At 59.0% G+C, this 22,590-nt stretch carries 20 protein-coding genes; 11 read left to right on the top strand and 9 right to left on the bottom strand.

Annotated features, from left to right (window positions below):
- Positions 1-23: 23 nt before the first annotated feature.
- Together B3H86_RS01655 and B3H86_RS01650 are read right to left on the bottom strand one after the other, a co-directional pair.
- The gene (locus B3H86_RS01655; protein WP_292050824.1) at positions 24-1,202 is read right to left on the bottom strand and encodes a zinc-dependent alcohol dehydrogenase; all 1,179 of its coding nucleotides are present in this window, start codon (positions 1,200-1,202) and stop codon (positions 24-26) included.
- A gap of 12 nt (positions 1,203-1,214) precedes the next feature.
- On the bottom strand, positions 1,215-1,772 hold the full coding sequence (locus tag B3H86_RS01650; RefSeq protein ID WP_292050823.1) for an SRPBCC family protein: 558 nt from the start codon (positions 1,770-1,772) through the stop codon (positions 1,215-1,217).
- Between the two features lie 328 nt (positions 1,773-2,100).
- Here B3H86_RS01650 and B3H86_RS01645 point away from each other — a divergent pair, with 328 nt between their 5' ends.
- Genes B3H86_RS01645 through B3H86_RS01635 form a run of 3 tightly spaced genes read left to right on the top strand, consistent with a single transcriptional unit; the run spans position 2,101 to position 5,821 of the window.
- Positions 2,101-2,922: an N-formylglutamate amidohydrolase gene (locus B3H86_RS01645; protein WP_292050822.1), complete on the top strand. Its 822-nt coding sequence runs from the start codon at positions 2,101-2,103 to the stop codon at positions 2,920-2,922.
- Positions 2,919-4,766, top strand: a complete 1,848-nt coding sequence (locus tag B3H86_RS01640; protein ID WP_292050821.1) for a flavohemoglobin expression-modulating QEGLA motif protein — start codon at positions 2,919-2,921, stop codon at positions 4,764-4,766. The genes B3H86_RS01645 and B3H86_RS01640 overlap by 4 nt, the downstream gene beginning before the upstream one ends.
- A gap of 8 nt (positions 4,767-4,774) precedes the next feature.
- Positions 4,775-5,821, top strand: a complete 1,047-nt coding sequence (locus tag B3H86_RS01635) for a glutathione synthetase (RefSeq protein WP_292050820.1) — start codon at positions 4,775-4,777, stop codon at positions 5,819-5,821.
- A 278-nt stretch (positions 5,822-6,099) separates the two neighbouring features.
- On the opposite strand, the gene B3H86_RS01630 is transcribed toward B3H86_RS01635, so the two are convergent.
- Positions 6,100-6,297, bottom strand: coding sequence for a hypothetical protein (locus B3H86_RS01630; protein WP_292050819.1), 198 nt, complete (start codon positions 6,295-6,297; stop codon positions 6,100-6,102).
- Between the two features lie 703 nt (positions 6,298-7,000).
- Between B3H86_RS01630 and B3H86_RS01625 the strand changes: the two genes are divergently transcribed.
- The 3 genes from B3H86_RS01625 (at position 7,001) to B3H86_RS01615 (ending at position 7,877) form a co-directional block, all read left to right on the top strand.
- Entirely contained in the window at positions 7,001-7,150 is a 150-nt protein-coding gene (locus tag B3H86_RS01625; RefSeq protein WP_292050818.1) for a hypothetical protein, read from the top strand.
- Between the two features lie 360 nt (positions 7,151-7,510).
- Positions 7,511-7,711 (top strand): hypothetical protein, encoded by a 201-nt coding sequence (locus tag B3H86_RS01620; protein ID WP_292050817.1) that lies wholly within the window; start codon positions 7,511-7,513, stop codon positions 7,709-7,711.
- Positions 7,704-7,877 carry a hypothetical protein gene (locus B3H86_RS01615; RefSeq protein WP_292050816.1) on the top strand — a complete coding sequence of 58 codons (174 nt, stop codon included), beginning with the start codon at positions 7,704-7,706 and terminating at the stop codon, positions 7,875-7,877. The genes B3H86_RS01620 and B3H86_RS01615 overlap by 8 nt, the downstream gene beginning before the upstream one ends.
- Positions 7,878-7,888: 11 nt before the next feature.
- On the opposite strand, the gene B3H86_RS01610 is transcribed toward B3H86_RS01615, so the two are convergent.
- The 6 genes from B3H86_RS01610 to B3H86_RS01585 form a co-directional block, all read right to left on the bottom strand.
- Positions 7,889-8,191, bottom strand: coding sequence for a hypothetical protein (locus tag B3H86_RS01610; RefSeq protein ID WP_292050815.1), 303 nt, complete (start codon positions 8,189-8,191; stop codon positions 7,889-7,891).
- Positions 8,192-8,262: 71 nt separating this feature from the next.
- Positions 8,263-9,081 (bottom strand): TIGR02587 family membrane protein, encoded by an 819-nt coding sequence (locus tag B3H86_RS01605; RefSeq protein ID WP_292050814.1) that lies wholly within the window; start codon positions 9,079-9,081, stop codon positions 8,263-8,265.
- 14 nt (positions 9,082-9,095) lie between these two features.
- A complete protein-coding gene (locus B3H86_RS01600) occupies positions 9,096-9,989 on the bottom strand; it encodes an SDR family oxidoreductase (protein ID WP_292050813.1) in 894 nt (297 codons plus the stop codon).
- Between the two features lie 48 nt (positions 9,990-10,037).
- On the bottom strand, positions 10,038-11,036 hold the full coding sequence (locus B3H86_RS01595; RefSeq protein ID WP_312820887.1) for a DNA topoisomerase IB: 999 nt from the start codon (positions 11,034-11,036) through the stop codon (positions 10,038-10,040).
- Between the two features lie 24 nt (positions 11,037-11,060).
- Positions 11,061-11,921, bottom strand: a complete 861-nt coding sequence (locus B3H86_RS01590; protein ID WP_292050809.1) for a Ku protein — start codon at positions 11,919-11,921, stop codon at positions 11,061-11,063.
- A 72-nt stretch (positions 11,922-11,993) separates the two neighbouring features.
- Complete coding sequence (locus B3H86_RS01585) at positions 11,994-12,227, bottom strand: DUF5961 family protein (protein WP_292050808.1); 234 nt, start codon at positions 12,225-12,227, stop codon at positions 11,994-11,996.
- A 118-nt stretch (positions 12,228-12,345) separates the two neighbouring features.
- On the opposite strand from B3H86_RS01585, the gene ligD reads away from it, so the two are divergent.
- From ligD to B3H86_RS01560, 5 genes are all read left to right on the top strand, one after another.
- Complete coding sequence (gene ligD, locus B3H86_RS01580; protein WP_292050807.1) at positions 12,346-14,802, top strand: DNA ligase D; 2,457 nt, start codon at positions 12,346-12,348, stop codon at positions 14,800-14,802.
- A 155-nt stretch (positions 14,803-14,957) separates the two neighbouring features.
- Positions 14,958-15,524, top strand: coding sequence for a hypothetical protein (locus B3H86_RS01575; protein ID WP_292050806.1), 567 nt, complete (start codon positions 14,958-14,960; stop codon positions 15,522-15,524).
- The gene (locus B3H86_RS01570; RefSeq protein WP_292050805.1) at positions 15,521-15,841 is read left to right on the top strand and encodes a hypothetical protein; all 321 of its coding nucleotides are present in this window, start codon (positions 15,521-15,523) and stop codon (positions 15,839-15,841) included. The genes B3H86_RS01575 and B3H86_RS01570 overlap by 4 nt, the downstream gene beginning before the upstream one ends.
- 174 nt (positions 15,842-16,015) lie before the next feature.
- Positions 16,016-16,510 carry a hypothetical protein gene (locus B3H86_RS01565; protein ID WP_292050804.1) on the top strand — a complete coding sequence of 165 codons (495 nt, stop codon included), beginning with the start codon at positions 16,016-16,018 and terminating at the stop codon, positions 16,508-16,510.
- 133 nt (positions 16,511-16,643) lie between these two features.
- Entirely contained in the window at positions 16,644-22,589 is a 5,946-nt protein-coding gene (locus B3H86_RS01560) for a DUF3320 domain-containing protein (protein ID WP_292050803.1), read from the top strand.
- The last annotated feature ends 1 nt before the right edge of the window (position 22,590 follow it).

The raw sequence follows: 22,590 nt of genomic DNA, 5'->3' as shown, positions 1-22,590 counted from the left end.
TGCTGGAGAATTCAAATGTAGCCCTAGCCGTGCGGCTGGAGCACCACTTTGGTCCACTCGTTCGGATTGTCGTGGAAGTTCTTGTAGGCGTTGGGAGCCTCTTCCAGCGGCAGGCGGTGGCTGATCAGATCCATGGTGTCGATCTTGCCTTCCAGCACCAGCTTCAGCAGATCCGGGAGGTATTTCTGCACGTGGGTTTGACCCGTTTTCAGGGTCAGCCCTTTTTGCATGAAGGCCCCGATCGGCAGTTTGTCACCAATCCCGCCATAGACACCCGGCATCGAGATACGGCCGCCCTTGCGGCAGGCCATGATGGTTTCCCGAAGCACATGCTGGCGGTCCGTTCCCAGTTTCGTTTCCTGCTTAACCGCATCGATGATGTTGTCAGGCGCAAAGCCGTGAGCTTCCATGCCGACCGCGTCGATGCAGGCGTCCGGACCGATACCCGCTGTCATCTCCTTGAGAGCTTCCAGCACCTTCACCTCATGGTAGTTCAAGGTTTCCGCGCCATTTCGACGAGCCAGCGCGAGCCGGTTAGGTTGGTGGTCGATCGCAATCACGCGCCCTGCACCCATCAGGAAGGCACTCTTGATACAAAACAGGCCAACGGGCCCACATCCCCACACGACAACTGTGTCGCCGGGCTCGATCTCCGCATTCTCGGCAGCCATCCAACCTGTCGGGAGGATATCCGATAAGAAGAGTACGCGTTCGTCCTCAATGCCATCCGGCACCACTATGGGTCCAACGTCTGAATAGGGCACGCGGGCGTATTCGGCCTGTCCACCGGCATAGCCACCCGTGAGATGGCTGTACCCGAACAAACCTGCGGTCGGATATCCGTAAGCCACCTCGGACGCATCCGACTTGTCCGCGGGATTGGAGTTGTCGCAGGCGGAATATTGTTGCTTGCCGCAGAAGAAGCAGCTGCCACAAGCAATGACAAATGGCACCACTACCTTTTGCCCGACCTGAAGGCTGGTGTTGCCGCGACCGACTTCTACCACCTCGCCCATGAACTCGTGGCCGAGCACGTCGCCTGCATGCATGCCGGGGATGACACTGTCGTACAAATGTAGGTCCGACCCGCAGATAGCGGTGGCAGTAATCTTGATGATGGCATCACGTGGATTAATGATCTTGGGATCAGACACCGTATCCACGCGAACGTCGTGTTTTCCGTGCCAGGTAAGTGCGCGCATAATCAGTCCTCCTCAACTACGCGGGGCTGCATCGGGGGCCTGAGAGGTTGCGACCTCGCCAGTCTCCATGAGTTGTTTGAAGCGGCGCAGCTCGCGGCGCGCCTGAATGCGCGGTTCACGCTGCATCACCTTGGCGACAAGCTTTCCGACCGTACCCGCGGGCGGGTCATAGCTGATCATGACCCGCACCTCAGTGCCGCGGCCAAATGCGTTCTCGCGGAACTCGACCCAGCCTTCGTGGTCGATGTCGGAGTCTTCGGTGGAGGACCAGCCAATGAACTCTCCCGGATCATCGGCAGTAATCTCGGTTTCCAGCTCGATATCTCCACCGCCCGGCCCTTCGATGATCCAGCACCGACCATCCTCGGATACGCTCCGGACGTTATGCATAAAGAGCGGAAGGTTCTGGAAATCGCGCCAGAACGCATAAAGGTCCGCGCGCGGTCTGTTGATCAACACCGCCTGCACAGATGCCGAGTGATGCTCTCCCTCGTGCAACTTGCGATCCAGCAGCCCCGTAGAAGCCATATCGGCATCAGTGCCGTTGAGATCAGTCTGGGGGCTGGTCATCGCTCGCGCCCTCCCGACTGGGGGGCAAAGTGAGCAAATTCCAGAAGTCGCATGGGGATTCTCCTTCTTGAACGGTGGAAGGATAGTGTCCGGGCACGCCATGCGTTTCGTACTGTGGGTCTAGTGTCTGAAACGGATCAAAAGGAACGTCCCGACAACCAAAGGCATAGACTGGGGTTTCACCTCACGCTTCGTGACGTGCATCCCCCCCCAGTTGCGGAGCCTTCACGCGCTTACTCTACTTCAACTGGATCATATCTGCCGTGTCCGGAAGAAGATCAGTCCATCTAGGGCGGAACTTGAATACGAATGTAAACATTTAATCGCCATGGCTCGCAACGAAGATATTCATGAGAATCTCGGTACGTATCCGTTGTGGACTTTAAAAATTGGAGCCTCTCCTCTGATAGGAACGGCTATCCATGACGGACATGCCATCGGACCTCATCTTGTAAAGCTGATGGCTCTCGATGAGGCAGGTCGCTTGCGTGAGGAAGACCCGTTTACCGCGCATTTTATCGCGGACCTGCCTACCCAGATTGTGGTTCACCGGTCGCGCTTTGAAGTCGATCTTAATCGCTCCCCAGAAAGCGCGGTCTATCTAGATCCGGAACAGGCGTGGGGGCTCAAAGTTTGGAATGAAAAGCCCGATCAGAATGCACTAGCAGGCCTTCTGCACCAGCATGCCAGTTACTATAGGTTGCTACACTACGTTCTTGCCCAGGCAGAGGCACAGTTCGGCAAATTTATCGTTCTGGATGTCCATAGTTACAACCATCGGCGCGATGGTGTTGACTCTCCCCCCACAGCACAGCGCGACGCTCCGGACATAAATATCGGAACGTATTCGATGAATAGGGAACGCTGGGCACACGTCATCGAACCCTTCATGGCAAGCTTACGAACTGCGCGTGTCCGGGGGCGTCCTATCGATGTGCGCGAGAATGTAGCCTTTCAAGGCAAGGGCGAACAAACCCGGTTCATCCACGAACACTTCCCTTCCTCCGGCTGCGCTATAGCCGTTGAGCTCAAAAAGATTTTTATGGACGAGTGGAGCGGCAAACCTGACCACGCTGCCATTGAAGATCTGCGCGCTGCCATAACAGGCAGTCTTCCGTTCCTTAAAGCTGCGCTCGAGCGATCGCCATGAGCTCCTCAACATCGAATGTCGATACGGCTGCGATAAAGGCCTGCCTAGAAAAAGACGGCCCCATACGGCTCGATCTTAATGGTAGAGGCCGACTGTTTATGGATCGGCCTATGCCGTTCATTGCAGTGCAAGTTGGTCACCGAGCGCCAGTGGCACGCGACGTGGTGATGGCAAATGCATCCTATCTTCGTGTTGCCAACCTCTCAGACGCCGTGAAGGTAATACGGCTGGTTGGGGCCGCGATGACCGAGCGCTTCGGTGCTTTTATGGTCATCGATATTGGGGAACTGGCTAAAGACGGCCTCGCCAAAGATGCCCCCTACCTGTCTCCCTTTACCGTTACAGCGTCGGCACCTGCGGACAAGGCCACTCAGCAAGCTTTGTCTGCTCTTATCAGCGGCATTCAGACTGCCGACGCACGCTATCGCACGCCCCTTATTAATCGCTTGAAACTAGCGGATGACACCCAGGCTAGCCTTGCCCGCAAGCTTCCGGCCTTTCCGGTCATCACTCTTCGGTTCGCACCGATCTATAAGGTCCCACAGTCGAATGAGGTCTATCCTGAGTTACGCGATAGGCTGGTGTCGAATATTGTCGACGCCGTTCTCCAATCCGCAGCAGAATTTACGCGCAAAGAAACGTGTCTAGAGCCTGCCAGCCATAGAGCTCTGGGGCGCCGCGTCTTCGTCGATGCGGTCCAGCGTGCTGACCGGGCCATCGACGAAATCGCGAGCCGGTTCGACTTTCTGTTGTCCGTTACGCCTATTAATTCAGAAGATGCTTGGGCCGACTTCAAAGCTCTAAACTTTGAGCGGGCTCCTCATTTTCTTTATCGTCCGCTCGCTTTCAATATCGGGGAGAGCAAAAAAGCTCTCTTTTCGATCAGTCTGGAAAGGTTTGAGGACCCCGTTCTCACGACGCTTTACCGTGAGAAACAAACTGAACTCGATCTACAACTCTCTATGCTAGCGGCGCGTGGCGCACGTCAGTTTGTGGATTTGGGAAGCGCTCTCTATCGCTCCATTGAACCTCGCCTTAGTCAGGTAGCGCACGACATATTGCAAGCAACCGCCGGTGCTAAACCGGACGACGATGCCGACACTGTCGATTACCGGTTTCTTGAAAGGCGCGCTCAAACGATGATTGATCGTTATTCAGCGCAGGCCAAAGGCTTTGCGGCGTCGGTTTGCGTGCGGGACGACCTCCCTGCTGGCATGATGGTGAGTAACGGCGAGCTGCTCATCTCACGACACACCTCCATGTCTAAGGCGCGGGTGGAAGCCTTGCTAAGCCACGAAGTGGGCGTCCATTTGCTGACCTACTTCAACGGCTCAGGTCACGGGTTGAAAATATTCCGCAGCGGGTTGGCAGGCTATGAAGGCGCGCAAGAAGGATTGGCTGTGTTGGCGGAATACCTCGCGGGGGGAATGACCGTCTCACGCCTTCGCCTTCTCGCGGCCCGAGTATGCGCCGTCGACGGAATGCTTAACGGCGCAAGCTTCGTTGACACCTTTTCGATGCTCCATAGGGGACACGGCTTCTCCGACAGAAATGCCTTCAACATTGCCCTTCGTGTCCATCGCGGCGGTGGCCTTGCCAAGGATGCCATCTATCTGCGCGGACTGCTGGAACTTCTGGATCACCTCTCGAGGGGCGGTGCGCTCGATTCATTTTGGATGGGCAAGATCGCGTCTTCGCATCTGTCGGTAATGCAGGAGTTAAGCTTACGAGGCCTGCTCAAACGTCCGCAAATCATGCCGCAGTTTCTTGACCTGCCGGGAGCTGATCAAAGACTGGCCCGTCTGAAGACCGGGCTTTCACCTCTAGACCTTATTGCTGCCTAGGAGGCCTCATGCGCATCGCATTCTTCGTCAACTCTATCGAGGGCGAAACGCCCCGTTTCACCACGACTATTCTGGCGTTGGCAGCAATGAATCGTGGGCATGAAATCTGTTATGTTACCCCTTCGGATTTCGTCCTTTCTCCCGATGACAGCCTTGCGCTCAGCGGCCTGGAGCTACCATCTGGCAGCTATAAGAAACCCGAAACTTTTCACCGGGCGCTCATAAGCAGTGACGCTACAAAACGCCTGTTTGATATGAGTGAAATCGATGTTCTCTTCCTGCGTAACGATCCCTCGCTCGATGCGATTGATCGACCTTGGGCGGCAAATGTTGGGATTATATTTGGGCGAATGGCGGCCCAGCGCGGCGTCCTTGTAGTCAACGATCCCGACGGGCTCGCTCACGCCCAGAACAAACTCTATTTTCAGGATTTCCCGGCTTCGGTCCGGCCTCAAACGCTTATTTCTAAGAACATCGATGAAATCAGAGCTTTCATTCAGGGCCAGAAAAAGGGCGTCATCGTCAAACCCCTGCAAGGATCAGGCGGAAAGAACGTCTTCAAGATTTCCTCGCCAAAAGACCAGAATCTGAATCAGATTTTCGAGGCTGTGAGCGAAGAAGGCTACCTGATTGCTCAGGCCTTCATCCCCGAAGCTGGAGAAGGCGATGTAAGGTTCTTCCTGATGAACGGGTGCCCGATCATCCGCGACGGGAAATACGCTGCGTTCCGCCGCGTGCCAGCTAAAGGGGATATTCGATCCAATATACATGTTGGCGGCGGTCCGGCACCGGTAGAGGTAAACGCGACTATGCTGGAGATCGCTGAAACGGTCCGACCCAAACTGATTCAGGATGGAATGTTCCTCGTCGGGCTCGACATTGTCGGAGACAAGTTGCTCGAAATAAATGTCTTCACGCCTGGGGGCATCAACAACCTGTACCAGCTTTACGACACAAACTTTGCTGACAGTATTATTGAAGCCTTGGAAAACAAGAAGGCAATCAGCACAGCCTATGGCCGGCACATCGGTAACCGAGAACTAGCTACGCTCTAAATATCCACCAGAGTTACGGGTTAGGTTGTCGCTCAACCAACTTCATAACTAGCCGAGGCCGTCAAAGAGTTCTACCGATTTAAGTTCTCGAGAGCGGGTCGGCGGCTAGGTGGCTCGACATCGAGGTGAGCATGTCGAAGGTCGTGGCGTTCCAAAACTCAAATGTCGGAATGGCCACGACCAACTGATTAAGCCGCCAAGAGGCACCGGAATTAACGAGTTCACAAACGCAAACCGCACCCATTCAGGCGACCGCCTAGCGGCTTAATTCGTGGCAATCAGTCGGGATTTCCAACAGGCGGGACGCCGGGCGCGCTAGGCTTGAATGTCTGCTGGGTCGGATTTCTGTCGTCCGGTTGGGTGTCTCGTTCTCGCTCGGCCTTGAAGGTTTCTTCTCGAGCCTGCTTTTGCAGCCCATCGAGGTCTTTCGGATCTTTCGATTGATCATCGGTGGGATTGTTGGTCGCGTCGGTCATGTGAACTTCCTCCATTAGGTACTTTGAAAGAAGCCCGCCACCCACGATTGGTTCGGATTGCAGGCGAGAGTGACCGCTAACAGACTGACACAGAGGACTAAGCCAACCGGCCGTCCGTCGTTACCAGTCTAGCCATGGGCTCAAATGCCCAAAAGATGGAACGACTGTGCTCTAATCGGCAGAGCCAACCTTGGGCGTATTGCCCTCAGGATACTGACGTTGCTCTCGAACATTAGAAGTCGCAGGTTTTTTGTTCGGATCGCCTTCTTGAAGGCCGGTAGCCTGTCGCCGGTCGATTATATGCTGGCGGCCTTGCCCCGCTAAGGCACTGACTCGTCGGGGCCCTCGATCAGCTTCGATAGGTTCGCATTTGTCCGGGCCCCCTACGGGCTTTGCGCTGATATTTTCTTGACCTACGCCACGAGTGTCCTCGCCCGGATCGCCATTCATAAGCGTTTCAGTGCCAATCTTTGTCGGGCTGCCGTTGCCGTCTACCATCACGTCTTTGGATGGATCGGGGGCGTGGTCCACTTTACCTGGCACGTGTCTCTCGTGGCCTTTGGGGTCGCTGTATGTGCCTGACATTGCAATCTCCTTTTAGAAGGAAATGCGGTGCCAAACTGTAGCGTTCCCGCGCCGGGCATGGAGATGATCCTCAGCGGCTGGCCTAGGTAGCGACTCCGGCCCACGGGAATCTCGGCCAATGGCAGATCCCTTTCGGCCTGACCAAGGGGCCAACTATGCGCTGGATGGATGGGTGGACGGGATTCTGGCAGCCGTATTTATCGGCTGCGGCGTGCTCGGCGGCTTGGTCGGGGTCGCTCGCCAAGACCGTGCCTGCAAGGCCTGCTGAACACCATATTGGTAGTATCGCGGGGCTTTAATCTGCACTCGAGTGCTCAGCTTAAGTGGTCTCCCAAACAAGAGTGGGTCACTTTGGAGAGTGTGAACTGATGTGTTCTTTGCCTCCCCGAAAATCGACGCAGGCAACCACGTGCCGCCCATTTAACGCCCGGCATCGTCGATGTTTGAGCCTCAAGGGCATTACCTACTCAGTCATCGCCAGCCAGATCCTATGGGAAAGACCAATCCAGACGCCGACCTCTACCGCTAACTAGTCTTCTTGTTGGGTAGCCCATCCGACTTAGTGAACGACATTTTGGAACAATTAAGTTCGCACAGGCATCCCTTAGGCACAGAAGGGACGCGCAAAATGACCCCGTCCGATGTTGATGATGAAAAGCCTGCCGTACTCAAGAAGCCGCGATCACTCATCCGGTTCTTGATGGCTCTTCTAGCCCTGTTCGCTGTGGTCTATGTGGCCATCGCTGCGATGGCGTTTTTTAGGACCCAATCCAACGACACATCCACCCCACCTTCAGCACAAGCCCCTCAGGAGAAACCCAATGTCTGATCAATCGTCGGGCCGCACACGTAACGGTGCCGTACCTGTAACTAAATCAACTCCCGATGCTTCGGCTAAGAAGGCGCAAAAAACGCAAGCCGAGTCCCGCAAACGTGCCGGACCGGATGGCCCCGATGCGAAGGAAGTGGGCGACACCTTTAAACGCCATCCATAATCCACTGATGTTTAAGGGTCGATCCAACTGTCGACAGTGATCTCTACCTCGCCTTCAGCGGGGACGCGAATAACAACGTCACGGCTTCCGCGCGCTGGGACATAGTCGATAACGGCCTGAACTGCTTCCTTGGCGGTTGCAGCCGTGACAGTAACCTCGGACGCAGTTCGCCCGCCTTTGTTGTCGATCTGCACGCTAAGCTGACGACCTTCCGTAGTGAGAGCTGTGTCGAGCACACGCGCCGATAAAAGGGCCTGCTCTCCACCCTTCAGGCTTTCGATCACTAGAACGGTCACGCAAGTCAGAACGATCACCAAGCCCAACCCGGCGACGACAGCCTTAATGCGTGTAAATCGGGGCCGTGGCCGGCGCTTTAAACCCAACCTCATACCAAAAGCCTCGCTGCGGCCGCGCCCAACGATGCAGGAAATGCCAGCACAACCGTATTGGCCATGATTGCCCCCGTGCCATGCGCATCATTCATGCCCAGAAGCGTCAGAATACCCATGCTGGCCAACAGGCAAATGGCATAGCCGGGGATGGTAAAATGCAATAACGCGCCCAATGGGGTCTCCCGTTCTTCCTGACCGGCAAAGCCCACTTCAAACACGAAGATGTGGAGCAGGAGTAACGACAACCCCATCACCACCAATGTCGCCTCGGGGCCGATCCGGTAAGCGATGAGCTGCATTTCCTCTGTCGGAGCGAGGCTCAGAGCCAGAAAAAGCGCACCGGCCATCATCAAGAACAGTTCGCCAAGAAAATCACCTTTGCGCACACCGTCCTGTTTGCTGTCGGCCGCCAGCTGTTTGCGTGCGAGCAGGGCTCCTATGGCAGCGGGCACAAGCTGCAAGGTCAGCTGCCCCATTGCGACGCGAACGTTTCCCAACTCCCAAGCGCCCGTTAGCGCCAATAGAACCGCACCCGTAACTGCCGCGACACATAGGGCAGCGGCCACCTCGACCAGATTATCCCAACTACCCCGACTGGGCGTGAAACCGGCATAATGGGCCAGACCGTAAAGCACTGGCAAACTGGCCAGCAGGAACAGTAGCTGACGCCAAGGCTCCAAAGTCATGCCCAGTCGCCACATCTCCATCGTCATCAACAATGGCAGCGAGAACAACAACGCACCGCCAAAGGCACGCCCGAGATCGCGCCAATAGGAATCCCGCTCCTTATGGTTGGCTTTGCTAAGTCCCATGGCCTTAATGCGCTCTAGCCGATGCCCGCGCCACCGGTCACGCCCCATACTTCACCAGTGACGAAACTGGCTTCCTGTGACGCCAGAAGAACATAGACGGGCGCGATCTCGACCGGCTGTCCGGGTCTGCCAAAAGCACTATGCGCGCCGAAATTCCGGACCTTTTCGTCGGGTTGCCCGCCGCTGGGCTGAAGCACTGTCCAGAATGGACCGGGGGCGACGGCATTGACGCGAATGCCGCGCTCGATCGCCTGTTTTGCCAACGCCTTCGTATAGGTAACGATGCCGCCCTTCGTGGTTGCATAGTCCAGCAGGATGTCACTGGGCTCATACGCCTGAATAGACGCTGTCGTGATGATGGCGGCACCTGCGGGCATGACCGGCATCGCCGCCTGACATAACCAGTGCAGGGCATAGAGATTGGTCTTCATCGTCGCGTCGAAATCGCTGGTCGAAAACTCCGACAGATCATCGCGGTATTGCTGGCGTCCCGCATTGACTACGAGGATGTCCAACCCGCCGAACGCATCAACCGTGCGTGCGACCATGGTTTCATTCCACGCCTCGTCACGAACGTCACCGGCCAGTGCCAAAGCCTTTACGCCTTCCGCTTCGATCAGTTTGATGACCTCGGCCGCATCAGCTTCTTCGGACGGTAGATAAGCTATAGCGACATCGGCACCTTCTCTCGCAAACCCTATAGCGACGGCGCGCCCGATGCCGGAATCGCCGCCAGTTATCAGGGCACGACGCCCCGCCAGTCGGCCATGCCCGCGATAACTTGTCTCGCCATGGTCCGGGGCCGGTGTCATGCACTTGACCAGACCCGGTGCTGTCTGTTCCTGATCCGGAAACGGGGGCCGAGGATACTGTTCCCGCGGATCCTGCATCGATGACCGGTTCTCCATGGTGCATATCTCCCTGTGTGATCGGTTCTGTTCCATAAGGGCTTGCGTTCAACCGTCGACGGCCAATGCCTTGGCTAATGCGCGTTCGAATGATTTGGCCGAGGTGCGAGGCAGTGCCTCGGCAATCTCGCCACGCTCGAACATGTCGATAACCCGCGGGTGGACGTACGCGCTTCGACAAACGGCAAGCGTATTGCCCAACAGGGACGCCGCCTCTCGGATGCAGGTATTGGCCTTGCGCTTGGCATCCGCCGCCGATGTGGGCGGATCGGTATCGCAAAGCGCCCGGGCGACGCAGACGGTCGCGGCCCAGGTCCGAAAATCCTTGGCCGAAAAATCCCCGCCCATGTGTTCGCGGATAAAGGCGTTGATGTCGTCCGAAGTGACAGCGTGGAACTGTCCTTCGTCATCCTCGTACTGAAACAGAGTTTGCCCCGGCAGTTCGCTGAGGCGCCGCACGCCCGTAGCCAAACGGCGATCCTGCACATTCAGGTCATGGACAATCCCGCTCTTGCCCCGGAAACGCAGCCGCAGCTCTGTGCCGCTTACCTCGATATGGCGTTTGCGCAGGGTCGTCAGGCCAAAGCTGCTGTTCTCGCGAGAATAGCGGGCATTGCCCACACGGATCAGGCTTAGCTCCATCAGGCGCATAGCTGTGGCTACCACCTTTTCCTGATCGAACTTGCGGCGGGCGAGGCCCGTTTCAATAGCCGCTTCCAGCCTGGGCAGGGCCGCCGCAAAGGCTGGCATGCGGGCAAACTTGTTCTCCGACTGCGCTGTGATCCAATTGGGGTGATAGCGATACTGCTTCCGTCCGCGTGCATCACGCCCGGTCGCCTGGATGTGGCCGTTCCTGTGGGGACAAATCCAGACCTGCGTCCACGCAGGTGGTATCGCCAAGGCGCGAATACGCGCCAACACCTTTTCGTCAGTCACACGGGTGCCATCGGGGTCAAGATAGCAGAAGCCTCGACCGGCGCGTTTACGGCGGATGCCTTCTATTTCGTCCGAACACCAGCGCAGTCCGGCCGGTAAGTCTTCTGTCACGGCAGCATCGCTCCCCACGACAGATCATCCCGCCTTGCGTGTGCGCGGTTTGCTGGCTTTAGAAGCCGCTTTAGTCGACGGCTTGGAAGCAGGTTTGCTGGCCGCCCGCCCCGCCTTGGCGTTCAGACTGGCCCGCAAAGCCGCCATCAGGTCCACAACATTGTCTTCCTTGGGCGCGGCGATCTTGGCGGGCTTCTTGCCCTTTTGTTTGTCAGCGATCAGAGCTTTCAACGCTTCCTCATAACGGTCGTTGAACTTGCTGGGATCAAAGGGGCCAGCTTTCTGCTCGATGATCTTCTCGGCGATCTTGATCATGTCGGCGTCAGCCTTCGCCGTGGAAATGCCGCCAAATACTTCGTCCGGTTGTCGCACCTCGTCATCGGTGCGCAGCGTGTAGGCCAAGATGCCCTTGCCGCGCGGCTCCAGCGCCAACAACCGCTCGCGGGTCGACATAACAACACGCGCCAAGGCGATCTTGCCTGACTTCTCCATCGCCGTGCGAATGACGTTAAAGGCGTCCTGTCCAATCTTGCCATCAGGGGCGAGAAAATAGGGATTATCCCAATAGATCCGGTCGATATCCTTGGCTGGGACAAAGCTCTCGATGTCGATGGTCTTGTTGCTTTCCAGCTTGACCGACTTGATCTCTTCGTCGGTCAGCAGGACGTATTCACCCTTTGAAACCTCATATCCCTTCACCAGATCCGAACGCGAAATCGGCCCCGTATCAGGATCGGTTGTAATCATCTTGATCCGGTTATTGGTCTTCGGATTAATCAAGTTGAAGTGGACATCGCCGCCCGTAGAGGTCGCGGTATAGAGCGCTACCGGACAGGTCACCAACGACAGCTTCAAGTGACCTTGCCAACTGGGTCTGGGAGCCATGGACGCACCTCGTTGTGAACAGCCTGATCAAAAGCGACTTTCCACAAACGGCCTTTGCGCCAAATCGTTCTTTCAGACGCAGGCTTCCACTTCCCCCGTCTCGAGATCGAGCAGGAAACAGTGCTGTTGGCCGTCCTCAATATCCGTCACCCAAAGCCGCAACTCGGGCACCGGGGGGGACGTGATGAAATCCTCGATATAGGTGATCGCTGCCGCTTCGACTGTCGGCTCTTGGACAATCCGCGTCGGATGATCAGTGGCCGTGACACGGTATTGGTTCAACTCTGCTGTATCCATTGCGGTCATTTGCGCCTCCCTCCCACCTAAACGCGCCGTACGCCCGTAAGGATTCACGCGCCCATCCAAATTCTGTGGATGTTGGAGCGCAATGCCGTCGGGATCGTTAGCTGCTGCGGAGGTCCCGATGCCCAATCCCCGCTTGGAAACCTATCGCAAGATGCGCGACTTCTCCCGAACGGAGGAGCCTTCCGGCATCGGGGCGGAGATCGCGCCATCGGATCGACTGCGCTTTGTCATTCACAAGCATGACGCCAGCCGCCTGCACTTTGACCTGAGGCTGGAGTGGAATGGCACCTTCCTGTCATGGGCCGTTCCAAAAGGTCCATCCCTTGATCCGGCAGATAAGCGGCTGGCCATGGCGGTGGAGGATCACCCGCTCGACTATGGCGACTTTGAAGGCACCATTCCCAAACAGGAATACGGCGGCGGCACCGTAATGATCTGGGACAGAGGCCTCTGGATCCCGGAGCACGGCTTCGAGGATGTGGAGCGCCACCTGGAGAAGGGCGAACTAAAGTTCGTGATGGAGGGCACCCGCATGCACGGCTCGTGGGTGCTGGTAAGGCTAAAACCCAAGGCCGGCGAAAAGGGCAAACCGTGGATGCTGATCAAGCACAAGGACAGCGCCGCTAAGGCCGGAAACCGCGGCGGGCCGACCACCCGCGACAAGTCGGTCGCATCATCGCGCACCATGAAGCAGATCGCCGACGCCAAACCCGCTGTGGTGGAGCCCTTCATCACCCTGCCGCGTGGGACCGCAAAACAGAAGAAGCCCACACCTGCAAAATCCTCAGCGAAGTCCAAAAGGGCAAAGGTGTCGCCGCTGCCGGATTTTATCGAACCTCAACTGGCCTCTTCCGTCGCTACCCCTCCAGCAGGAGACGCGTGGGCACATGAGATCAAGTTCGATGGCTATCGACTGCAACTGAGGGTCGAAGGCGGCAAGCCCGTTATCCGCACCCGCAAAGGCCTAGACTGGACCAAGCGGTTCCCCACGATTGCCGCCGATGCAAAGGGCCTGAAGGACGGCATTTACGATGGCGAAGCGGTGGCCTTGGACGAAGACGGCAGGCCGAGCTTTACCCTGCTTCAAGCCGTTCTGGGCGGCGAAAGCCACGCGCCGCTGACCTATTACGCGTTCGACCTTCTGCACGACGGAGGTCAGGACATCCGCGGCCTTCCCCTCAGAGACCGCAAGGCAGAACTGGCCAAGCGATTAGCCAAGGCCACCGGGTCTATCCGCTACGTTGAACATTTTCAGACAACGGGGACCGCCCTGTTGCAGTCGGCCTGTAGATTGGATTTGGAGGGCATTATCTCCAAGCGCCTCGCCGCCGCCTATCGTTCTGGCCGCAGCGACGACTGGGTAAAGTCAAAATGCCGACAGGGTCAGGAAGTCGTCATTGCCGGATGGGCCACAACCGGCAGCGCATTCCGCTCCCTGATCGCAGGCGTCTATCGCGACAGCAAACTCGTGCATGTTGGACGGATTGGCACAGGTTTTGGTCGCAAGACGGTCGATCAGATCATGCCCAAGCTCAAGGCCGCCGAAACGGACCAAAGCCCCTTCCCCGATGGACCGAAAACCATTGCCGGCGTCCATTGGGTCAAACCCGTTCTGGTCGCCGAGATCGCCTTTGAGGGCTTCACCCGTACGGGGGCTATCCGACAGGCTTCGTTCAAGGGCTTGCGTGAGGACAAGGCCCCCAAGGACGTCGCGTTGGATGAACCAGAGGCTGCTCCCAAAGCCTCTCCTGCGAAACCGACTGCGCCGCTACGTGGCGTACATCTGTCCAACCCCGACAAGATTCTCTGGCCTGCCACCAAGGACACCCCCGCCATCACCAAGCGCGAATTGGCCGAGTATTACGAGCGGGTGGGCGAGCAAATGCTGGAGCACATACGCGGTCGCCCCTGTTCCATAATTCGCATGCCCGACGGAATCGAGGGCCAAAGCTTCTTCCAGCGCCATCCGGCCAAGGGCCAGTCCCCGCTGATCGAAGCGGTCGAGATTAAAGGTGATCCGAAGCCCTATATCCGCATCGCCACCGTGGAAGGCCTGATTGCTGCAGCCCAGATTTCAGCCGTCGAGATCCACCCTTGGAACTGTGTGCCCTATAAGCCTGAAAAGGCCGAGCGGTTGATCTTCGATTTGGATCCCGCACCGGACGTGTCGTTCGACGACGTGATTACCGCAGCCAAGGAAGTCCGCGACCGACTGAAAGATCTCGGACTGGACAGCCACTGCAAAACCACCGGCGGCAAGGGTCTGCACGTCACCACCTATGTCGAGCATCTCGACATGGACTGGACCGAGGCCAAGGCCTTTGCCCGCGAGTTCGCCCGCGTCATGGCTGCCAACGCGCCTGATCGCTATCTCATCAGCATGTCCAAGAAAGAGCGCGAGGGCCGCATCTTCATCGACTATCTACGCAATGACCGCAAAGCGACCGCGGTCGCGCCATACTCACCTCGGGGCAGACCAGGTGCCCCGTTCTCGATGCCTTTAACCTGGAACCAAGTCCGTAAGGGACTCAATCCATCGAGTTATCGCATCACCAACTTCTACTCGAAGAAATGAGCAGGTCTTAAGTGGTTTCGATCCAATTTGAGCAGCTCTTAAGTGGTCGCCTTATCTGGTCATATTTTCAAAGCCCAACGATGGCGGGCTCTATGTGAGCAGGTCTTAAGTGGTCCCGACATCCCTTTTTAGGGCCGGAAGCCACCACGGCCCTGGTGCGGGACAGCGAAACGCGCATCCTCCAGATGGGAACGACGCAAGGCGGCCGGGTCGGGGAATGGAGTTGGACGCTCACCGGAAACTATAGCCGCAATGATACCGAGACCCTGTCGGACATCGCAGGACGTCAGGCGTTCCGCGAGACGTCACGCGCGGTCAACAGCCGCGCCAACAGCGATCTGCTTCTGAGCGGACCCATGCTTCAACTGCCCGCAGGCCCGCTCTCGGCCACCATGCGTGCCGGATTTGAAGCCCAAGAATCCAGAAACAGCTCCAACCGTCCCGACCTTGCGAGCCGCAACACGATGTCCCGCGAAACCGGCGTCGTGCAGGGATCTGTCACCCTGCCCGTATTCGGTATCGGCCAGGGGCAAGAAAGCCGCCTTGCTGCGCTTTCGGTCAATGCGAACTTCAATCTGGAGAAACTTTCTGACTTCGGGACGCTGCAAACCTATGGATATGGCCTCAACTGGTCGCCGCTTGCGACGATCAATCTGATCGCATCGGCGACCCACGAAGAGGGGGCCCCACGCTGGAGCAGCTGGGCGCTCCGCCTCAGTTGACGCCCAACCTGCGTGTATTCGATTTCGCGCGTGGCGAGGTCGTCGATGTGACCCGCCTGTCCGGAGGCAATGCGGCTCTTTCGCCCGATAACCGCCGTGTGTTCAGCCTGGGTCTGGACGCCAAACCGTTCGCAAGGGCCGATTTCACCGCCAGCGTCGATTATGTGGTGACGCGGATCGACAATCCTATCGCCCCCTTCCCGACGGCTACGCCCGAAATCGAGGCAGCGTTTCCAGACCGCTTCACGCGCGACAGCGATGGCCGCCTTCTGGCGATTGACAGTCGGCCAGTGAATTTTTCGAGGTCGGATCAGTAGGAACTGCGTTGGGGGCTCAACTTCACGCGCATGCTTGGGTCACAACCGCCTTTGCCGCCCGGCGTGCAAAGCCACGGGAGTCGGGTTTACGCCAGCGAGGCGGAGATGAGGCGCAAGCTCCCGCCCGGTGTCGTAGTCGTTGAGGTCCTGCCGGGAAGCCCCGCGGCCCGACGCATGGAAGTGTTGAGCAGCCGTCTGTTCATCAGCTTCTACCACACATGGCGATTAAAGGATGAACTCCGCCTTCAGGACGGTGGCACCACACTGGACCTGCTCGACGGGTCAGGCCTCAGTTTCAGGGGCGGCAGCCGTCGCCACAAACTGGAACTTCAAGCCGGTGCCTTCAGGCGCGGCCTGGGCGCGCGTGTGAGCGCCGTATGGCAAAGTGGAAGCGAGACGAACGGTTTCGGCAGTCCCGACGACGCTTTGGACTTTTCCGATCTTACAAGCCTCAACCTCAGCCTCTTCGCGAACCTTGCAGAACAGTTCCGGGGGACCGGCGCGGCCGATTTGCTGAAGGGCGCAAGAGCCACGCTGAAAATCGACAATCTGCTGAACAGCCGCATCGAATTGCGCGATGGAGCGGGCAGGACGCCCCTCAACTATCAATCCGCATATTTCGATCCGCTCGGTCGAACGGTTACCTTCGAAATACGCAAGATTTTCTAGTCAGGAGCGCAGCCCCCTCCACATCCTCAAAAAGCCAACCCCCAATCTATGGTTGATTTTACAGAGCCTTAATACCTTTGATATCTGACAAAGGGTTCATGGATTCCGACACTGGGGACTAGGGGGAAATAGGGTGGAAATCGACAAGGAAATCAGCGCGCCCGAAAAGGACCTGCACGAGGTTCGCACGCCCGGTTTCACAGCCGACATCGCTGGCAGCTTCACCTACGCTTCGTATCAGAACGCTGTCCCCGTTCTCCGGTCGGTTGAAATCCAGAACCCCGGAGAGGCGACCTACGAGAACTGTCGGCTGGAGCTGGTGTCGTCACCGGCATTTCTGCGGCCGAAAGTCTGGCAGATCGACCGCCTCCTCCCCCTCGACCGCATCCAGATTTCCGACCGTCGCATCGTGCTGGACGCCGACTATCTGGCCGGACTGAATGAGGCCGAGCGCGGTGAAATTTCCCTGCGGCTGACATGCGGCTCCGAGGTTCTGCAGGAACAGACCTTCCCCGTGCGCCTGCTGGCGCGCGATGAATGGGGCGGTGTGAATGACATGGCGCAACTGCTGCCCGCCTTTGTCATGCCCAATGACCCGGCCATCTCGGGGGTGCTGAGAAAGGCGGCAGAGCGGCTGGCGGCCCACGGCCTGCCCAGCGGCCTTGACGGCTATCAGACCAACGATCCCAAACGCGCCTATATGCTGACCGCTGCGGTCTATTCTGCTGTGACCGGCATGGGCATTTTCTATGCCGAGCCCCCTGCGAGCTTCGAGCATCGCGGCCAGAAGGTCCGCCGCCCCCTGACGATCGAACAGGAAAAGCTGGGCACCTGTCTCGATACCACGCTTCTGTTCGCCTCCGCGCTGGAGGCCACCGGCCTTCATCCCGTTGTGTTGATGTTCCACGGCCATGCCGCCGTGGGTGTGTGGCTGACCTCCAAAACCTTCGCCAACTCGATCGAAACGGACCAGATGGAGGTTCGCAAGGCGCTCGCCTCGCGCGAGATGATTGTGTTCGAGACAACGGGCGTGACCCACCGCCCCGCCATGACGTTTGAACAGGCGCAGCGCGCTCTGGACAATCGCATGAGCGAGGAAGAGGCCGGTGCCTTCGTGGCGTCCATCGATGTGCGGCGCGCGCGCAGTGGCGGGATTACCCCCCTCGCCTCGCATCAGCCGATGGCTCGCGCCATGACGGAAGCCGATGACGCAGCCGTTCCCGTCAGCGACCTTCCGTTGCCCGCAGCGCCGACCTTTGATCATCTTGCCGGCGACCAGGTCGAGCAAAAGCCCACCACCGCCTCGGGCCGTATCGACCGTTGGCAGAAGAAGCTTCTGGACCTGACGCTGCGCAACCGCCTGCTGAACTTTCCGGAAACGAAGAAGACAATCCCCTTCATCTGCCCGGATGTGGCCTATCTCGAAGACCGTCTGGCGGGGGGAGCGGCGGTCCAGATCATCTCCCTGCCGGAACAGAATCCTCTGGGAGAGCGTGATGCCGAACTCTACCGCGAGGTTCACGGGCGCGACATTCAGCGCCACTTTGCCGCCGAGGCGTTGCAGCGCGACGAACTGGCTTCTCCGCTGGACGGGCCCCAGCTCAACGCGCGCCTGATCGACCTGCACAGACAGGTCAAGAACGACTTGGCCGAAGGGGGCGCAAACACCCTGTTCATGGCCGTCGGCTTCCTGCGCTGGAAGCGAAAGGCCGAAGACCAGAAAACCTATCGCGCCCCGCTTCTGCTCGTGCCGGTCAAGCTGGAGCGCCGCAGCGCCAATGCGCCGTTCCGTATCCGTTTCCACGAGGACGAGCCGCGCTTCAACTCGACCCTGCTGCAGTTTCTGGAGCGGGAGTTCGAACTGAAGCTGCACCATCTCGCCGACCTGCCGATGGACGACAACGGTGTGGATGTACCGCAGCTTCTGGCCGCGGCGCGTCTGGCCGTCCGCGATGCGCCGGGTCTGGAGGTCGTGGACGAAGCCGCGCTCTCGACCTTCTCGTTCGCCAAATTCCTGATGTGGAAGGATCTGGTCGAACGGACCGATGCGCTTCGTCAGAACCGCGTCGTCAAACACCTGATCGATACGCCCGACAAACCCTTTGAAAATGGCGGCGACGGGTCTGGCACCTTTATTGACGAGAACACGCTCGACCAGACCTATGATCCGGCCGATATCGTCTGCCTTCTGCCGTCGGATTCATCGCAGACCGCGGCCAGCCTCGCCGCGGCACAAGGGCGCGACTTCGTCATCGTCGGCCCGCCCGGCACCGGCAAGAGCCAGACCATCGCCAATATGATCGCCAACTGTCTGGCGGTCGGGAAATCGGTACTGTTTGTCGCTGAAAAGACCGCCGCTCTCGACGTGGTCTATCGCCGTCTGCGAGAGCATGGTCTCGGCGATTTCTGTATCGAACTGCACTCGAACAAGGCCGACCGCAGGCAGTTCCTGTCCCAGCTCAAGGCGGCATGGGAGAACAGCGTCAAAACTGACGCCCAAGAATGGATCACGATCAACGAGCGCCTCAAGGTTCGCCGTGATCAGCTGAACGCCTATGTCACGGCCCTGCACCACCCCTATCCGAATGGCTGGACCGCCTATCGCGCGCTTGGCCTGAAACTGCGTGACAGGGACGTCTACACCCCCGTTCTGGACTGGCCCAAGCCGCAGGATGTCGACGCGGTCACACTGGCCAAACTCGAGGACATCGCCGATCAGCTCGGCAAGGTTTACGCCTCGATCGAGCGGCACCCGTCGCTGCATCTGGTCGACATCGCCGAATGGACCAGCGGCAGGCAGGACGCCCTGCTGGCGTCCGGTCGCGGTCTGCGTACGGCGGCGGATGTATTGGAAAATGCGCTGGACGCCTTGCGCCAGTCGCTGGGCCTGTCGGCGGCAGACCATCCGGTATCGACCGAACTCACGGCATGCAGGGCTTTGGCGCATGCCCTTGTCCAGGCCGAAGGACATGATGTGTCCATCGCCTTCCATCAGGCCTATGGGCGCTGTGCCGAAGACCTGAAAAATCTCGAAGCCGCGATCGGCATCTATCGCGATAACGAAGCGCAGATGGGGGCACGCTTTACGCCCTCGTCGCTGGCTACCATAGAGCTGGACCGGCTGGACCGCGAATGGCGCGAAGCCTCGGCCTCCTTCTGGCCGATGTCCGCACTGGGACGCCGCAAGATCACGCGCCTGCTGCAATCCTATGCCGAGAGCGGAACCGTCAATCCGGACACCGATCTGGGACGGCTGCGGGTAATGCGCGAACAGTTGGGCCTGATCGAGGCCAATGGACTGAACGGGCTGCCCCTGCCTGTGCGCGGCCTCGACACGCCGATCCAGGAGGTTGCCGATCGGCTCCAGCTCGCCGCCAGCCTGCGCGCGGCCCTGCGTCTGCCGGGGCGCGAGACTGCCGACATATCCGCCCTGATCACCCGTATCAGCCAGTGGTTGGGGTCTGAACACATGGGCGACAACGTCGTCCCCGTCGCCAAGCGCCTGATCGCGGCGACAGAGGCCTTCAACATCGCGCTGAAAGACTTCGCCGCCCTTTCCGAGCGTACACCCCCGTGGGGAGATACCCCCGACGGGCTGGCCGATCTGTCCCGACAGTTGGATGAACTGGACCAGCAGAAGCGTCTGCTGCGAAACTGGTCCAGCTGGTGCCACACCCGCCGTCAGGCCGTGGCGCACGGCCTGTCCAGCGTGGTCGAAGCGGTGGAGCGCGGTGACATCCCGCCAGAAGAAAGCCGTGCCCGCTTTACCCTGGCCTATGTCCGATGGTGGCTGCCCCAGGTGATGGACAGTGTGCCGGAGCTCAATAGCTTCAGGCGCTTCCAGCATGAAAACATGATCTCGGAGTTCCGCGAGATCGACGACATGGTGCGCAAACACGCGGCCCAGCGCGTTATCGCCGCCCTGAACCGCGACCTTCCGCCGGTCCAAAGCGTGCCGCGCAACTCCGAACTGGGGCTGCTGCGCCACCAGATGGAACTGCAACGCCCCAGCCAGTCCATCCGCGACATGATTGGGCGAATGCCGAACTATTTCGGCAAACTCGCCCCCTGTATGTTGATGTCACCCCTGTCGATCGCCCAGTATTTCCCGCCGAACCAGACACTGTTCGACGTGGTGATCTTTGACGAGGCGTCACAGATCACGACCTGGGATGCCGTCGGGGCCATCGCCCGCGCCCGTCAAACCATCATTGTCGGTGATCCCAAACAGCTGCCGCCGACCAGCTTCTTCGGCCGAAATGAAGAAGAGGAGGACGTCGAAGATCATGAAAAAGATCTGGAGAGCATCCTCGACGAGGCCAAGGCCTCGGGCATCCCCGTACGTGACCTGCGCTGGCACTATCGCAGCCGCAGCGAGTCACTGATCGCCTTCTCCAACCATCACTATTACCAGAACAGGCTGGTCACCTTCCCGTCGCCACAGGTCGATGACCGCGCGGTACAGCTGCGCAAGGTTCCGAACGGCATCTACGACCGAGGCAAGTCGCGCACCAACCGCATTGAAGCCCAGGCCATCGCCGACGAAGCCGTCCTCCGCATGCGCTCATGGCTGGCCCTGCCGGAAAGCAGCCGTCCGACACTGGGGGTCATCACCTTCAACGCCCAGCAGCAGAGCCTGATCATGGACCTGCTGGACGTGGCGCGGCGTAATGAGCCGGAACTGGAATGGTTCTTCGCGGAGGAGCGGGTCGAACCCACCATCGTCAAGAACCTTGAAAATGTTCAGGGTGATGAGCGCGATGTGATCCTGTTTTCGATCACCTTCTGGAAGGATGCCGCCGGAAGGCTGACAATGGACTTCGGCGCGCTCAACAAAGAGGGCGGCGAGAAGCGCCTGAACGTGGCCGTGACTCGTGCACGACAGGAGTTGATCGTCTTCTCCGGCTTCACCGCCGACCAGATCGACATCACGCGCACCAAGGCGCTGGCCGTCCATCATCTGAAGACCTTCCTCGACTATGCCGAACGCGGCGGCATCGCCCTTGCGGCCCAAGCCACGGACTCTATGGGCGGGTTTGATTCACCGTTCGAGGAAGCCGTCGCCGCCGAACTGGAAAAGCGCGGCTGGATCGTCGTGCCTCAAGTCGGCATGTCCGGCTTCCGTATCGACCTCGGCGTGCGCCATCCCGACCTGCCCGGTGCCTATCTGGCGGGTGTGGAATGCGACGGCGCGACCTATCACAGTGCAGCCACCGCCCGTGACCGCGACAAGGTGCGCGAGCAGGTTCTCAGGGGGCTGGGCTGGAACATACTGCGCGTCTGGTCCACCGACTGGTGGCATGACCACGCCGCCTGCGCCGAGCGCCTGGACAAAGACCTGCAGGACCTGCTGGCCGCATGCCGTGACCGCCGCGCCGAAGACACCCGGACCACGGCGCACTGGGACATGGGTCACGAGGTCGAGGACATCGTGGAAATCCGCGATGATCCGCTTTTGCTGCCCGATGTGCCCTCAGGTTTTGAACCAGAGCCCGAAAAGGTTACGGACAGCCCCGTGGACGAACCCCACAGCGCCGCGTCGGCTGCCCCGCCCACGGATGCGCCGGTCTATCGGTTGACCGACCTTTCTTCCTTCAGTGCCGATCCGGACAGCTTTTACGACTTTGTCTATCGCCCGACGCTTCAAGCGATGATCGATGCGGTCATGGCGACCGAGGCCCCCGTGCGGAAAGACATTCTGTGCCAGAGGATCGCTCGGGCTCACGGCTGGCTGAAAACTGGTTCAAGGATCAGAGAGCGTATCGAGATGCATCTGAAGACCTGCGACCTCACATTTGAATCCAGCGGGGAATTCGTGTGGGCCGCTGGAAGCGTGTCCGATCTCGTACCCTACCGTCAGCCTGTCGGAGACGACGCGCGGCGTTCGGTTGCGGATATTCCATTGGCCGAACTGGCGCACGTCGTTGTCACGCACCGCGATCTGCTGGAAGAGCCGGACCCGACACGCGAACTGTCCCGCCTGCTGGGTCTGGAGCGTCTGGCGACGCCATCGCGGGCGCGGCTGGATGAGGCTATAGAGCGTGCGCGCGCGCACCTCGCCGCCCAACTGCCAGAGTAGC

The organism is Brevundimonas sp. UBA5866 (assembly GCF_002432125.1).
Taxonomy (GTDB): Bacteria; Pseudomonadota; Alphaproteobacteria; order Caulobacterales; family Caulobacteraceae; genus Brevundimonas.
Note: the sequence above shows the minus strand (reverse complement) of the source record. Positions and strands in the feature narration are given on the sequence as shown.

Coding starts and splice junctions, on each gene's coding strand:
- B3H86_RS01615 (WP_292050816.1), top strand. CDS start 7,704: ATGTCTGATCAATCGTCGGGCCGCACACGTAACGGTGCCGTACCTGTA.
- B3H86_RS01650 (WP_292050823.1), bottom strand. CDS start 1,772: ATGACCAGCCCCCAGACTGATCTCAACGGCACTGATGCCGATATGGCT.
- B3H86_RS01625 (WP_292050818.1), top strand. CDS start 7,001: ATGGCAGATCCCTTTCGGCCTGACCAAGGGGCCAACTATGCGCTGGAT.
- B3H86_RS01640 (WP_292050821.1), top strand. CDS start 2,919: ATGAGCTCCTCAACATCGAATGTCGATACGGCTGCGATAAAGGCCTGC.
- B3H86_RS01565 (WP_292050804.1), top strand. CDS start 16,016: ATGGAAGTGTTGAGCAGCCGTCTGTTCATCAGCTTCTACCACACATGG.
- B3H86_RS01655 (WP_292050824.1), bottom strand. CDS start 1,202: ATGCGCGCACTTACCTGGCACGGAAAACACGACGTTCGCGTGGATACG.
- B3H86_RS01620 (WP_292050817.1), top strand. CDS start 7,511: ATGACCCCGTCCGATGTTGATGATGAAAAGCCTGCCGTACTCAAGAAG.
- B3H86_RS01585 (WP_292050808.1), bottom strand. CDS start 12,227: ATGACCGCAATGGATACAGCAGAGTTGAACCAATACCGTGTCACGGCC.
- B3H86_RS01605 (WP_292050814.1), bottom strand. CDS start 9,081: ATGGGACTTAGCAAAGCCAACCATAAGGAGCGGGATTCCTATTGGCGC.
- B3H86_RS01600 (WP_292050813.1), bottom strand. CDS start 9,989: ATGGAGAACCGGTCATCGATGCAGGATCCGCGGGAACAGTATCCTCGG.
- B3H86_RS01645 (WP_292050822.1), top strand. CDS start 2,101: ATGGCTCGCAACGAAGATATTCATGAGAATCTCGGTACGTATCCGTTG.
- B3H86_RS01635 (WP_292050820.1), top strand. CDS start 4,775: ATGCGCATCGCATTCTTCGTCAACTCTATCGAGGGCGAAACGCCCCGT.
- B3H86_RS01590 (WP_292050809.1), bottom strand. CDS start 11,921: ATGGCTCCCAGACCCAGTTGGCAAGGTCACTTGAAGCTGTCGTTGGTG.
- ligD (WP_292050807.1), top strand. CDS start 12,346: ATGCCCAATCCCCGCTTGGAAACCTATCGCAAGATGCGCGACTTCTCC.
- B3H86_RS01630 (WP_292050819.1), bottom strand. CDS start 6,297: ATGACCGACGCGACCAACAATCCCACCGATGATCAATCGAAAGATCCG.